Raw genomic sequence first — 14,438 nt, forward strand, 5'->3', positions numbered from 1 at the left:
AAGAGAGGATTTTCGTAAATTCGTACAAATTTATACGATGTTAGAACTAAAAGATTTTGTAGTCAGTCCAGAAATCGCTCATTCTCCTGAATTGCTCCGAGCATTTCTAATTTCTGAATTAGGCACAAATCTATTAAATAGCTGTCAATATCGAATCGAGAAAAAATCAATCGATGCAAGAAGTCGCCAAATAAAAGTCAATCTTCGAATAGGCTTCTATGAAAAATCACATGATTTTTCTTTACAAAATCAAGCAAAATTAAATCCACTTAAACCCAATGCAAACCAAGTAATCATTGTTGGAAGCGGCCCAGCGGGTTTATTTGCAGCTATTCGACTTATTCAATTGGGAATTAAACCCGTAGTATTGGAAAGGGGTAAGGATGTTCGGGAAAGGAGAAGAGATTTAGCAGCCATAAATCGATTTAACATAGTAGATGCTGATAGTAATTATTGTTTTGGAGAAGGTGGAGCAGGTACTTATTCGGATGGAAAATTATATACAAGAAGTACCAAAAGAGGGGATATCAAATCTGTTTTAGAAACTTTTGTGGCCCATGGAGCTGATGCGAACATTTTATTTGAAGCTCATCCACATATTGGAACCAATAAACTTCCAGCCATCATTGCCTCCATGCGAGATGCCATAATTGAAGCAGGTGGGGAGGTTCATTTTCATCAACGAGTAACGGATTTCATCCTTCAAAACAATCAGATTAAAGGAGTCATTACGGCAAATAATGAAGAATTTACTGCTGACAAAATGCTATTAGCTACTGGCCATTCTGCACGTGATATTTTCGAATTATTAAGGCAAAAAAATATATTAATAGAATCTAAGGGATTTGCCATTGGCGTTCGAATTGAACATCGACAAGCCTTGATCGATACCTGCCAATACAAAACGAAACAGCGACCTGAGTATTTACCACCGGCTAGTTTTAGTTTAGTAAGTCAAACTAAATACCAAGGTTTACAAAGAGGGGTGTTTTCTTTTTGTATGTGTCCAGGAGGTTTTATTGTACCATCTGCAACAAGTCAAAATCAAGTAGTGGTAAATGGTATGTCACCATCAAGAAGAGATTCCCAATATGCAAATTCAGGTATAGTAGTCAGTTTATTAGATCAAGATTTAGCTGAATTCAAATCAGAAGGAGCCTTGGCCGGAATGTATTTGCAAGAATCTTTAGAACAAAAAGCTCATCAATTATCAGGTGAAACACAAAAGGCCATTTCACAACTGACCTTGGATTTTATTCAAAAGAAACCTAGTAAATCTTCGCATGAAACATCCTATGTCCCTGGTTTAATTCCAGGCGAAATGAGAGATTTTTTGCCAGATTTTATTGCTGAACCTTTAGCTTTAGGCTTGAGTGACTTTAACAAAAAGATTCCAAATTTTTCAAGCAATATTGGCCAAATCATAGGCTTAGAGAGCAGAACATCATCACCTGTAAAAATTCCGAGAGATCAGGAAAGTCTAGAACATCCTCAAATCAAAGGATTATATCCCTGTGGAGAAGGAGCTGGATATGCGGGTGGAATTATGTCAGCGGCATTGGATGGAATTCGCTGTGCTGAAGCTATGGCAAAATAAAAGAAAGAGATGAAAGAAATGTTTGAGCCTATTTTTAATCTTCACCAGACTTTCATGCAAATGGAGTCTGTGAAAGAAAATGCTCGACATGCTGCAGTGGTGGCCATTATCCATAAAAATGCGGTGCAGAATACCATTATATTGATTAAAAGAAATGAATATGATGGGGCACATTCTGGACAGATGGCATTTCCGGGAGGAAAGCAGGAACTATCAGATTCTGATTTAAAAGTTACAGCCATTAGGGAAGTAAAGGAAGAAATTGGGATTGATGTACCTTATGATGCCTTAAAGGCATTAGAACCCGTCTGGGTTATGGTCTCCAATTATTGGGTTCAACCATATTTTGTAGTCCTAGAAGAAAAGCAAAATTACGTTTTAGATAAACGAGAAATTAATCGTATTTTTGAAATACCTGTGTCGCATTTCCAAGATAGCTCGCAATTAAAAGCACATCAATTAAAGATTCAAAATGAGACCTATTGGGCCCCACAATTTGAATTTGAAGGAGAAGTTATTTGGGGGGCAACAGCTTTGTTTTTATACCAATTATTCCACTTAAAAATAGGGGAGTTAACACTATAGTTCGATTATATGGATGAATCATTGGATGGCAGTTTGCAAAATCAGATTGCCGTGGCAGGAATGTACGAAAATTGGTTTTTAGAATATGCCTCTTACGTAATTCTTGAGCGCGCTGTTCCAGCCGTTGCTGATGGATTAAAACCAGTTCAAAGAAGGATTCTTCATGCTTTACGTGAAATGGATGATGGTCGCTTTAATAAAGTGGCCAATGTGGTTGGGCAAACCATGCAATATCACCCACATGGGGATGCTTCCATTACGGATGCCATGGTTAACCTTGGTCAAAAAGAATTATTATTCGATTGTCAAGGTAACTGGGGTGATATGCGCACAGGAGATAGTGCGGCAGCTGCTCGTTACATCGAAGTAAGGTTATCAAAATTTGCCAATGATGTTGTTTTTAATAACCAAACAACGAAATGGCAATTGTCATACGATGGGCGTAAAAAAGAACCCATCACATTACCCATTAAATTCCCTTTACTATTAGCTCAAGGTGTTGAAGGTATTGCCGTTGGTTTAGCCACCAAAATCATGCCTCATAATTTCTGTGAAATTTTACAGGCTTCCATCGATTTATTGAATAATAAAAAGGTGGAATTGTTACCTGATTTTCTTACAGGAGGTTTATTGGATGCTTCCAATTACAATGATGGCTTACGTGGCGGAAAAATACGTATTCGAGCGAAGATTGAAGAAGCTGACAAGAAGACATTGGTAATCAAGGACATACCTTATTCCACTACAACCACTTCATTGATAGATTCAATCATCAAAGCCAATGATACAGGTAAAATCAAGATTAAAAAAGTAATTGACAATACCGCTAAGGACGTAGAAATTCAAATTCAATTAGCACCAGGTATTTCGCCAGATGTGACCATTGATGCCTTATATGCTTTTACTGATTGTGAGATTTCGATTTCACCAAATGCTTGTGTGATTATTGATGAAAAGCCTCATTTTGTAGGAATTTCTGAAATTTTGAAAGTGAGTACAAATCAAACTGTTGATTTGTTAAAACAAGAATTAGAAATCAGGAGAGCGGAACTCATGGAACGCATCCTTTTTAGTTCATTAGAAAAAATATTCATTGAAAATCGTATTTACCGAGACATTGAAGAATGTGAAACCTTTGAATCGGTAATCGAAATGGTTGATAAGGGTTTAGAGCCTTATAAGAAGGATTTTTACCGTGAAATCGTAGAAGAAGATATCCTTCGTTTATTAGAAATACGAATCAAACGTATCTCTAAATTTGATGCATTCAAGGCAGATGAAGCCATGAAACGTTTAGAAGAAGAATTGGGAGAAGTAGAGCATCACTTAGCTAATTTGATCACTTATGCCATCAATTACTTTAAAAACCTACTTCAAAAATACGGAAAGGGTAGAGAGCGTAAAACAGAAATCCAGAACTTTAACACCATTTCAGCAACGGTGGTCGCAGCAGCCAACCAAAAACTCTATGTAAATAGGGAAGATGGTTTCATCGGTTATGGATTAAAAAAAGACGAATATGTCATGGATTGCTCAGACATCGATGATATCATCGTCTTTCGTCAAAATGGAACCTGTGTGGTGACCAAAGTACAAGAGAAAGTTTTCGTAGGCAAGGATATATTATACTGTTCCGTATTTAAGAAAAATGACGACCGAAAAGTATATAATTTGGTTTATTTTGATGGTAAAAACGGAATTTCCTATGTCAAGCGATTTAAAGTGACTTCAGTTACTAGAGACCGAGAATATAAATTAGTCAGCGATAACGCTAAATCGAAAATTACCTATTTCTCTGCCAATGAAAATGGGGAGGCAGAAATCATTCAAATCAATTTAACGGCTAATTGTACAGCAAAAATTAAACAATTTGATTACGATTTTGCCAAATTGGCCATTAAAGGACGTGAATCATTGGGTAATGTGTTAACCAAATACCCTGTTAGAAAAATAGTTCAGAAATCCGCTGGGGTATCCACATTGGGTGGGGTTGATATCTGGTATGATGCCACAGTAGGTCGATTAAACCGAGATGAGCATGGCCAATTTATTGGAAATTTTGAACCCAAAGACAGTATTTTAGTCTTGTACAAATCGGGAAATTATGAATTAACTAATTTCGAATTAACCAACCGATATACAGCTGATGAGATTTTATATTTGAAAAAATATGAAGCTAACAGTATCATTTCGGCAGCCTATTTAGACGGTGCCAGTAAAAATCATTTCATTAAGCGATTCAAATTAGAAACGACAACCATCGATAAGAAATTCTTGTTTATCTCTGATCACAAGGCTTCTAGATTGATAGCGGCAACAGATAATTATGCACCCAATGTGCAGATTAAACACAAGCCAGATGGTAAAACGAATCAGGTAGAATTGTTACCCATTTCTGAATTAGGCGACGTTAGAGGTTGGAAAGCCATTGGAAATAAATTGAACTATCCCAAATTAACCGATTTACAATTCATCGACACTGAAGAAAAAGCACCGGTGCAACATGAGGAAGAAAGCCCTGTTGTAGATGGAGACGATGAGCCCGAATTTATCATTAAGAACCTAGAAGGTGATTTTGAGAACATTGAATCGGAAAGCGAGGAAAATACAGAAATAGAAAAACCAGAAGTTGAATCAAAAGAAGTAGATGATATTCCTTTTGAGATTAAGAATTTACCACCTGATCACAAAGACCTAGGAACGGGAGAACAACTAGGCCTATTTTAATTATGGAACAATCGTTGAACAATAAAAAAACCATGAATGCTTGGGCCTTTTATGATTGGGCTAATTCAGTACATTCATTAACGATTGTTTCAGCCATATTTCCCATTTATTTCCCGGTAGCTGCCATTGTAATGGGTAGTAAGCATCCTGAATTAATTGAAATAGCAGGTTTCTCTCTCCAAAACACGGTTGTTTATTCTTATATCATATCCTTTGCCTACTTGATTCTAGCTGTTTTCATGCCTTTTTTATCAGGTATTGCGGATTATACTGGAAGTAAGAAGAGTTTCATGCGTTTCTTCTGTTACTTAGGAGCATTCAGCTGTATGCTTTTGTATTTATTCACCAAAGGACACTACATCATTGGCTCTTTGGGCTTTCTATTTTCAATCATTGGATGGGGAGGAAGTTTGGTATTCTATAATTCCTTTTTACCTGAAATAGCTAGTCCAGACCGATATGACCAATTAAGTGCCAAAGGTTTTTCATTGGGTTATATAGGAAGTGTTATTTTATTACTGCAAAATTTGAGTATGATTTTAATGCCCGATTTATATGGAGGTATTTCGGTAGAAATGGCATCTAGAATTTCATTTTTAACAGTAGGGGTTTGGTGGTTTATTTTTGCCCAAATTCCATTTTATTACCTACCCAAGTCAGTTCAAAAAGAAAAAAAACATCCAAGATGGTGGCTAGGTGGTTTTAAAGAAATAAAAAAGGTGTATCATGAAATAACCCATATACCATCCATTAAAAACTTTTTAATAGGTTTTTTCTTGTATAACATGGGTTCTCAAACTGTCATGCTTTTAGGAGCTCTTTTTGGAAGTCAAGAATTACATCTACCTTCAGAGTCGCTCATCATTACCATTTTGCTTATTCAATTGGTAGCTATTCCCGGTGCCTATGTATGTGCACATTTGTCAAAAAAAATAGGCAATGTGAATGCCATACGCGTCATCATTCTATTTTGGATATTAGTTTGTTGCTCTGCTTATTTCGTCCACGAAACTTTTCATTTCTATTTATTAGCTACAGCTATAGGATTCGTCATGGGAGGAATCCAGTCGAACTCTAGAGCTACTTATGCTAAATTATGTCCTGATAATGAACATGATACAGCCTCATACTTCAGTTTTTTTGATGTTTGTGATCGAGCATCGACCGTTATAGGTACCTTTATTTTTGGTCTATTGATACAGTTAACTGGGAATATGCGCTTAGGCATTTTGGTGTTGGCCTTCGTATTTATGTTAAGCTTAATTTACATGGCCAGATTACATAAAATTAATCCTGAAGTACTTAGATCGGAATAATGTTTCTTTCATTCAATTCTCGCCATGATTCAGGAACTACCGATAAAATTTCTTCATATAAGGCATGAATGATGCCTTTTCTAGCATAGCTGGGGGAATACACCAAGGAAACCTCACGTACAGGCTTAGGAAAAGGTAAAGGGAAAACGTGCTCTTGCTTGTTGGAATCTAAAAAATCGTATAACATTTCAGGGATAATTGTCTGACCACCAGCATCCTCAGCTATTCGAACTATCGTTTCTAAACTACCTGTTTGGTAAGTAATTCTTGGACTTAATGTTTGACCCGATTTCAAGTTGCAGATTGAATTAATTTGACTACTTAAACAGTGTCCCTCTTCCAATAACCATAATTTCTCAGGTTCTACTTCTTGGCCAATTTTACCTGTAGGTAAACGTAGATTGGAATAAAGATATAATTCTTCATAATATAAATGCTTTTCAATCAATTGATCTGCCAATGGAGTAACTAAAATACCAATATCCAATTTCCCCTCTTTAATTTCCTTCACAATATTGGACGTAGTCGTTTCGGAAATATTGATGTGTAAATCAGGAAATTTCTGTTGAAAGCCCGATAAGAACCGAGGCATTAAATAGGGGGCTATCGTGGGAATAACTCCAATACTTACATTACCAGATACTTGATTACTCCAGCCTTTAGATAAGTCCTTCAATGTAGCGGTTTCTTTTAAAATTACTCGAGCTTGACGAATTATTTCCTGGCCTTGAAGTGTCGCTTTTAAAGGTTTATCCTTTCGATTAAAAAGTACCATATTTAATTCAGATTCTAGCTTTTGAATTTGCATACTTAGGCTAGGTTGTGTCACGCAACAAAAATCCGCGGCTTTTGAAAAACTTTTTAAATCATCTAAGGCAACAATATATTCTAACTGTGTGATAGTCATAATGTATAGTTTAAAACTATACAAATATAGTAAATATAGATTTGTTTGATAGGATTATCTTCACGAAATTTGCATCACAATAAATCGAACAATTTTAAACGAAACAATAAATATTATGTCTACACACATGTTAGGATTGGGAAGTAAGTTTCCAGCATTTGAGAAAAAAGCAGTAGTATCATTAGAAAAAGATAAGGAGTTTGCAACAATTACTGCAGAAGACCATAAAAAAGATGGTAAATGGATGGTGATGTTCTGGTGGCCAAAAGATTTCACTTTTGTATGTCCAACTGAAATCGCTGAATTCAACCGTCGTGCTGGTGATTTTTCTGACCGTGATGCTGTATTAATTGGTGCTTCTACTGATTCTGAGTTTGTTCATGCTGCATGGAGAAGAGATCATGATGATTTACGTGGTTTGAAATTCCCTATGTTAGCTGATACTTCTAAAAGTTTAGCTGAAGAATTAGGTATTTTGACAGAAGATGAGAAAGTAGCTTACCGTGTTACTTACATCGCTGATCAAGATGGTATCATTCGTTGGGTTTCTGCTAATGATTTATCAGTAGGACGTAACGTAGATGAGGTTTTACGTGTATTAGATGCTTTGCAAACAGATGAGCTTTGCCCATGTAACTGGAAAGCTGGGGAAGCAACCTTATAATATCAACTAAAGCCCCATTTATTTGGGGCTTTTTAACAACAAGATCATGAGTGAAACTAGAGATAATCTATTAGCCGAAATTAATTTACCTGCCACTAGTCAATTTCCTTTATTGGACCAATTAGATGCCACGGATAATCGTTATATCAAAGATTTAAAGATCAACGTTTCCAATGCATTGAAGTATGCAACATTGACAGAGAAAGAAGCCTTATTGTTGGCCTTAGCTGTTTCTGTGAATCAAAAGCATGAAATCACGATTAATTCATTGACAGAATTAGCTAAAACAAAAGGAGCTACGGATGCTGAAATCAATGAAATTCATGCATTAACCTCTTTATTGAATGCGAATAACGTTTTTTATCGTTTTAAGCATTTTGTAGGCAAAGAATTTTACAACACTGCTCCAGCCGGAATCAGAATGTCCATCATGATGAATCCTGTTTTGGGTAAGGAATTCTTTGAATTAGCGAGTTTAACTGTTTCAGCCATCAATGGCTGCGAAATGTGTGTAAAATCGCACGAACAATCAGTAATTAATCACGGCGCAACGGAAGCTCGCATCATGGATGCTATCCGCTTAACAGCGATTTTCAAAAGCCTAATCGTTTTATTGTAGGGTAAACTTATTTACCCCACATTGCATTAGCCGTGTTCGGGAAAGGAAGGGTCAATTCAGGTACTTGATGTACCATGCGATTGGCCCATTCTACTCCTTGCATCATGGAGTGATCCTGATTTGACACTTCATACTTCCAAGCTCCAAATCGACCTCTACTGTACACATCTTGTTGCTCTAAAACAGGTAAAACTTGTTTTAGAATACCATCGCGCTCAATAGAAGGTGTTGGATATCCGTATGCAGTTGAAAAATAGAATTTGGAAATAACTTGGTCTTCTGATTCAATTAGACCATCTTCTAACATTGCTTTAATGGTATCTTCCACTAAGGTAGTGCGATTTACAGGCTTCATGTCAGACTCACTTACCTCTGCCATTAATGACCATTGATTAGAAGGATCTGGAACGTTATCTGGACTATAATTGGAAAATACAGTAACACGGTAATAAGGACTATTGTCCTCTGGAAAATACATCCAACATTTTTTGGCTAATTGTTCTACTGGTTTACCTTTTAAACCAATTCCAATTACGTGCGTACTACTATGTTTTAAACCCTGCGCTGTTTCAGTCACTTCCTTTGGTAAATCTGTACATTTCTGTGTGAATATATCCAAAGGAATCGTACTCATTACTTGATCATATTCAATCTGAGTACCGTCTTCTAAGGTAATTTGGTGTCCCTGTAAATTAACTGCCTTAACAGTTGAATTCAATCGAAAATACTGTTCACCAATCAATTGACCAACAGCTTTCCAAATTGAACCTGTACCACCCGATTTTGGGAATTGGAATAGGTTGTTAGGTCCCCAAGAAAGATCATCTTTTTCGAAAATAATATTCTCTACAATTCTACCAAGATCACTTACTGCAACACGTTCACCCACCCAATTGGCATTCATCATTTCGGGAGGGTAGGCCCATACCTTGAAATTATACGGGAACATAAATACATCCGCAATTCCTTGTCCACAGGTATTTAAAATCCAATCTCTAAAATTAGCTAACTTCGTAGAAGGCCCTTTCTTATATAACTCGATTAAACCTTGCAAACATTGCCACTGCTCTTCTTTGGGTAAATACCCTAAATTATTTTGGAAAGGATAAGGGACAAAACGATCTCTAATCCAAACCCATGATTCTCTTTGATGTGTATACCAACCATCCTCACCTAAAGCCAGTTTCATCAAATCATCAAAATATTGATAATGTGAAAATTGAACGTGCCCGCCGACATCCCATGTAAAACCCTTTTCATCCACAAAACTGGTAGCTAATCCACCTACAAAGTTTTCTTTTTCGAGAACAATAAAATCAGTTATTCCTAATTCCTTTAATCGATAAGCAGCACCTAGACCAGTGGGTCCTCCACCTAGGATGACATATTTATATTTCATTTTCCTTGGGTAATTTCTTTAACTAAACTGTTTAAATGTACTCGAAAGGCTAATAATTCCTTGAAACTTTGCCAACACACTTTTAGCAATTTAAAGTGACGAATAGACACTTCTCCTGTTTCTCTTTCTCTATGAATTACCGGTATATTAAATAAATTTTGTCCTGATTTTTTAGCTAAAACAGCTAAAAAGATATTAGGAGCAAAAGGGGTACGCGCCGGTAAAGCATGTAACAACTTCTTCAAGAAACTTGTTTTGAATAAACGAAAAGGAATATTAGCATCATCAATGTATGTTCCGTAAATGAACAATAATGAGAATTTTAATATTCGAGTAATGACCAAACGGAAAGGATCATCGTGACGCACTTTGCGATATCCTAAAATGAATTCCGACTGGTTTCTTTTCTCCCAAAAATTACCAAAATCCTTCACATCAAACTGGTCATCAGAATCGGTTTGGAACACATAGGTTGGATTCATTTCAACGGCCATACGATAGCCATTCACCACTGCATTACCATGTCCACCATTTAATTGATGTTTCGCAATAAGGTTTGGATATATCCCAGAAATCTCATCTAAAATAGCCCCAGTTCGATCTTTCGAGCCATCGTTAATAATGAGTAATTTAAATTTATCTGGACTCACAAAGGTAGAAATTCCATTAATCCAATGGGCTACTACTTGCTGAATACATTCCTCTTCATTGTAGGCGGGTATTACTACCACTAATTCCAAACTCATATTATTTTAATTTATCCTTGAAACTATTTATTGGTTTCTCAATTACAAACCAGGAGATACTGGCAACAAATAGTAATAAAATTAGATTGATGAAAAATTTTGACCATATAAAATTAAGGAAATTTGTTTGAAATAGGGGCATATATTTAGAAATAGCCCACAATAAAGTATTTCCTTCTTGATGGTAATAATTATAAATAAAATTATGATACAAATATAAACCGTAGGATATCTTACCAAGGTAATCAACCCACGACAGGGATAAGAATCGACCAAAAATATGTTGCCGTTCTGATACTGCTTCGGCAATTAAAAAAAAGGAAAAAATAGCAGCTACACTACGTTCAATAACAATAAACCAGATATTATCATAGGTATATTCAGCCAAATGTGAAAACCAGAGAACTAGAAAAAAAGAAGCTAGAGTTATAGGTAGAATATACTTGATCTCACTGATGCGTTTGAATGTAGCCTGACGATAATGATAGAAATAGGCCAATAATCCCCCTAAACCAAAACTATCGATGGCACTAAAAGGATTGACATAAGACCACATCCAGGATGTCTCTTTAAAGTCGTGGCTAGTAAGCAGATAAAAAAATAGGCGAGAACAAAAGCCTAATGCAATCATCCAAGGAAATAGTTTTCCGAAGTATTTACGGGGTAGAAATAGAATAAAATAGGGGAAAATTAAATAGTACTGTTCTTCCACAGCCAATGACCACAAATGATCCCAAACACCAATCCACTGTCGGTGAATCATGATGTAAAAATCAGGCATATAAAAAACTAACCATTTCCAAACTTCAGAAAAAGGTTCAATGCCTAAATATCCTCCAATAAACAAAATAAGAAAGTAAATGGGGAAAATCCGTAAAGAACGACGTAATATAAAAGTTTTGATTTTTTTCCAAGGAGAATGGCCTTTGTCTGCCACATCATCAGCATTTTGAAATAAAATTCGGGTAATCAAAAAACCACTTAGAACAAAAAATATAACCACACCTAAATGACCTAGAGGAAAGGGGATAGTGGGGACTAACCAATGGTCCATTAAAACTAAAAATACCGCCAAAAAGCGAATACCATTTAATTGCGTGAAATATACTGCGTGTTTATCGCTCATTAATCTCCTTGAAGGGTAAACTCCACTCTACGGTTTAATTTTCTTCTTTCTTCACTCATATTACTGGCCATCGGCTTGGTTCCTCCCCATCCTTTTACTCGTACACGATTAGGACTAATCCCTTTTGAAACGATATAAGCTTTTACATTTTCAACCCGTTCTAAGGATAGTTTCATATTCTCATTCCAGTCGCCTTGGTTATCTGTATGACCTTCCAAAAGTATTTTAAAACTGGTATTATCCTTTAGTATCTTAACAATTTTATCTAATTCCTCATAGGAACTTGGAATTAATTCAGCCTTACTTTGGTCAAAGTTAATGTTAGGAATTTGATATTGTTTGTTCAACTGAATGGGAATTATCAAAAGGTTCCTTTGCAAGGTTTTAAAGCTCCGTTCTGAGGTATAATCAAACTTCTCTACTCGACAGATATAGCCATCTTTAACTACTTGCATAGTAAATGCTTTTTTAGCTGGCCACATGAAACTATAATCACCTAAATAAGGATCATAATCTACCCAAAGTGAATCTGTTCCTGCAACTGATTTGACCAAAATTTTAGCGGCTACTGCTTCCTGTGAATCCTGATTCAGCACCTGACCGGCCATTTGTATCAAAGTCAAAGGCTTTGCTTTTTCAGGTATCTTGATACGGTAAATATCTTCGGCTCCCAGCGAGTTCTCTACTGAACTAAAATAAGCGTAGTCCCCTTGAGCCGCAACAGAAAAATATCCATCCCACTGTGCTGTATTCACAATAGGACCTAGATTTTCTGGTTCCGACCAATTTAACCAAGTATCATCTAATCGGCGAGTTAAAAAGATGTCATTGTTACCATATCCCACATGACCGCTAGATGAAAAATACATCGTGACACCATCTGGAGCAATAAAGGGTGTTGATTCTGATTCTCCTGTATTAACCACCTGGCCTATATTTCTAGGTTCCGTCCAGCTATCATCATTTTTCCAAAATGAAACATAAATATCTTTGCCGCCATAAGAATCTTTCATCTCTGTGGTCATCACTAAAATCTTACCATTGGGAGCAAGGGAATATTCGGAGAACTCTGATTTATTTTTAAAATTCAAAATTTTCAATGCTTTTGGAAAACTCCAATCACCTGTTCGTAATAAAAAGGACATGGAAACACCCTTTTCCATTTGTCCATCATTCCGATACACATTGTTCAAAAGCATGGTTTTACCATTGGGAGAAATACCACAAACAGCATTATTCTCATCGTTATTGATGGGTTCAGAAAATAATTCGGCTTTTGACCAGGTTTTTGTGTCGGTTTGCCAATTGGAAACCCAGATATCTTGATTCTTATTTTTACCCATATTGGATGGATGTTTCCATCGAGTAAAATAAAGCTTTTTGCCATCTGGACTGATTACTGGACAAATTTCATTATATGGCGAATTAATATCCTTGCCTAGGTTTTCCTTAAAAGAATAAGCATTGGCATCTTTATTCAATTTCAAACTTTCTTCAATGGGTACATCTGAATCTGAAATTCCAATGGCATCGAGTTGGGAATAACCTTTAACCCGCTCAGAATTCATAGAAACCTTAATTGCTCGTAAAGGAACTGTGGCTGTTGGTAAAATGATACTCGTTACTTGAGCGGATTTAAGCGCATACCCTGGACTGAATTCCTTCAATAAAATTAATTTATTATTCTCGTCTAATCCATCAACACGGACAATAGAACCCGCACCAAAATTCTCAAAAATAGCCACTTGTTTCACTTTGGATAAACTATCAAAAGACACAATGATGTATTCTCCTGCTGGATTATCAGGCGTTAGAGATTGCCAAGCGCTGGGACTATTACTAAAAGTGGGGTATTTACTGGGTTTACCAAGAATGTGTAAAGATCGATACTCTAAACCTAAAAGCGGATCAGAATATTCACTTGAAACAGATATAACTTTATTAGCCCAGCGAACACGCTGTGCAGGCAAGCTAAAAACAAGCAAACAACAGAAAATTCCAAAAATTAAGCGGATTTTCAAATTCATGAATGTTAGTTACCTAGTTTCACCAAATTGGCAATTGTATCTATGGGATTTGGAGAAGAAAACACAAAATTACCGGCAACTAACACATTGGCACCTGCATGAATAAGATCTGGTGCATTGGAAATAGACACACCACCATCAATTTCAATTTTAAGTTTAGTTACACCTTTTGAAGCAGCTAGCTCAGCTACTTCTTTTGTCTTTTTAATGGCATTGGGGATAAATTTTTGACCACCAAATCCTGGATTTACTGACATAATCAATACCAAATTAAGATCTGAAATAATATCTTCTAATACATGTACTGGGGTAGAAGGATTTAATGCAACACCGGCTAAACAACCTAAATCCTTAATTTGTTGCACTGTTCGGTGCAAATGAGGACAAGTTTCATAATGTACAGTCAAAACTTGTGCGCCTGCTTTTGCAAAAGCTTCGAGGTATCTTTCAGGCTTTTCAATCATCAAATGTACATCCAACACCTTGTTAGCTCTTTTATTAACTGCTTCTAAAACGGGAAAACCAAAAGAAATATTGGGCACAAACATTCCATCCATGACATCTACATGTATCCACTCAGCCTGAGAGGCATTTAACATATCGATTTCGGAACCAAGTTCTGCAAAATTTGCAGCTAAAATTGAAGGGGCGATGATTAAACTTTCCATCTTGCAAAGGTATGAAAATTATTGGCTATGGTTTATTTCTTAGTGCTTTCCATTTAA

Annotated in this window: 12 protein-coding genes; 6 read left to right on the forward strand and 6 right to left on the reverse strand. The window is 36.2% G+C overall.

Features of this window, described 5'->3' with window-relative positions; genetic code table 11:
- Nucleotides 1-37: 37 nt before the first annotated feature.
- From G9H60_RS01675 to G9H60_RS01690, 4 genes are read left to right on the forward strand one after another with little or no spacing between them, the layout of a single operon-like run.
- The gene (locus G9H60_RS01675; protein WP_223142376.1) at nucleotides 38-1,597 is read left to right on the forward strand and encodes an NAD(P)/FAD-dependent oxidoreductase; all 1,560 of its coding nucleotides are present in this window, start codon (nucleotides 38-40) and stop codon (nucleotides 1,595-1,597) included.
- 9 nt (nucleotides 1,598-1,606) lie between these two features.
- Entirely contained in the window at nucleotides 1,607-2,182 is a 576-nt protein-coding gene (locus G9H60_RS01680; RefSeq protein ID WP_223142377.1) for an NUDIX hydrolase, read from the forward strand.
- Between the two features lie 9 nt (nucleotides 2,183-2,191).
- On the forward strand, nucleotides 2,192-4,909 hold the full coding sequence (locus G9H60_RS01685) for a DNA gyrase/topoisomerase IV subunit A (RefSeq protein ID WP_223142378.1): 2,718 nt from the start codon (nucleotides 2,192-2,194) through the stop codon (nucleotides 4,907-4,909).
- 2 nt (nucleotides 4,910-4,911) lie between these two features.
- On the forward strand, nucleotides 4,912-6,225 hold the full coding sequence (locus G9H60_RS01690) for an MFS transporter (protein WP_223142379.1): 1,314 nt from the start codon (nucleotides 4,912-4,914) through the stop codon (nucleotides 6,223-6,225).
- On the opposite strand, the gene G9H60_RS01695 is transcribed toward G9H60_RS01690, so the two are convergent.
- Nucleotides 6,212-7,132: a hydrogen peroxide-inducible genes activator gene (locus tag G9H60_RS01695; RefSeq protein WP_223142380.1), complete on the reverse strand. Its 921-nt coding sequence runs from the start codon at nucleotides 7,130-7,132 to the stop codon at nucleotides 6,212-6,214. The genes G9H60_RS01690 and G9H60_RS01695 overlap by 14 nt on opposite strands.
- 115 nt (nucleotides 7,133-7,247) lie before the next feature.
- On the opposite strand from G9H60_RS01695, the gene G9H60_RS01700 reads away from it, so the two are divergent.
- Together G9H60_RS01700 and G9H60_RS01705 are read left to right on the forward strand one after the other, a co-directional pair.
- Entirely contained in the window at nucleotides 7,248-7,796 is a 549-nt protein-coding gene (locus G9H60_RS01700; protein ID WP_166374045.1) for a peroxiredoxin, read from the forward strand.
- 46 nt (nucleotides 7,797-7,842) lie between these two features.
- Complete coding sequence (locus tag G9H60_RS01705; RefSeq protein ID WP_223142381.1) at nucleotides 7,843-8,415, forward strand: carboxymuconolactone decarboxylase family protein; 573 nt, start codon at nucleotides 7,843-7,845, stop codon at nucleotides 8,413-8,415.
- A gap of 7 nt (nucleotides 8,416-8,422) precedes the next feature.
- Here G9H60_RS01705 and G9H60_RS01710 read toward each other — a convergent pair whose 3' ends face one another.
- Genes G9H60_RS01710 through rpe form a run of 5 tightly spaced genes read right to left on the reverse strand, consistent with a single transcriptional unit; the run spans nucleotide 8,423 to nucleotide 14,381 of the window.
- The gene (locus tag G9H60_RS01710; protein ID WP_223142382.1) at nucleotides 8,423-9,814 is read right to left on the reverse strand and encodes a protoporphyrinogen/coproporphyrinogen oxidase; all 1,392 of its coding nucleotides are present in this window, start codon (nucleotides 9,812-9,814) and stop codon (nucleotides 8,423-8,425) included.
- The gene (locus G9H60_RS01715) at nucleotides 9,811-10,560 is read right to left on the reverse strand and encodes a glycosyltransferase family 2 protein (RefSeq protein ID WP_223142383.1); all 750 of its coding nucleotides are present in this window, start codon (nucleotides 10,558-10,560) and stop codon (nucleotides 9,811-9,813) included. Before G9H60_RS01715 ends, G9H60_RS01710 begins: the two co-directional genes overlap by 4 nt.
- Before the next feature lies 1 nt (nucleotide 10,561).
- Entirely contained in the window at nucleotides 10,562-11,686 is a 1,125-nt protein-coding gene (locus G9H60_RS01720; RefSeq protein WP_223142384.1) for an acyltransferase family protein, read from the reverse strand.
- On the reverse strand, nucleotides 11,686-13,713 hold the full coding sequence (locus G9H60_RS01725; RefSeq protein ID WP_223142385.1) for an OmpA family protein: 2,028 nt from the start codon (nucleotides 13,711-13,713) through the stop codon (nucleotides 11,686-11,688). The genes G9H60_RS01720 and G9H60_RS01725 overlap by 1 nt, the downstream gene beginning before the upstream one ends.
- 5 nt (nucleotides 13,714-13,718) lie before the next feature.
- On the reverse strand, nucleotides 13,719-14,381 hold the full coding sequence (gene rpe, locus G9H60_RS01730; RefSeq protein WP_223142386.1) for a ribulose-phosphate 3-epimerase: 663 nt from the start codon (nucleotides 14,379-14,381) through the stop codon (nucleotides 13,719-13,721).
- Between the last annotated feature and the right edge of the window lie 57 nt (nucleotides 14,382-14,438).

Origin of the sequence: Aquirufa aurantiipilula (assembly GCF_019923745.1) — a bacterium.
GTDB classification, from domain to species: domain Bacteria; phylum Bacteroidota; class Bacteroidia; order Cytophagales; family Spirosomataceae; genus Aquirufa; species Aquirufa aurantiipilula.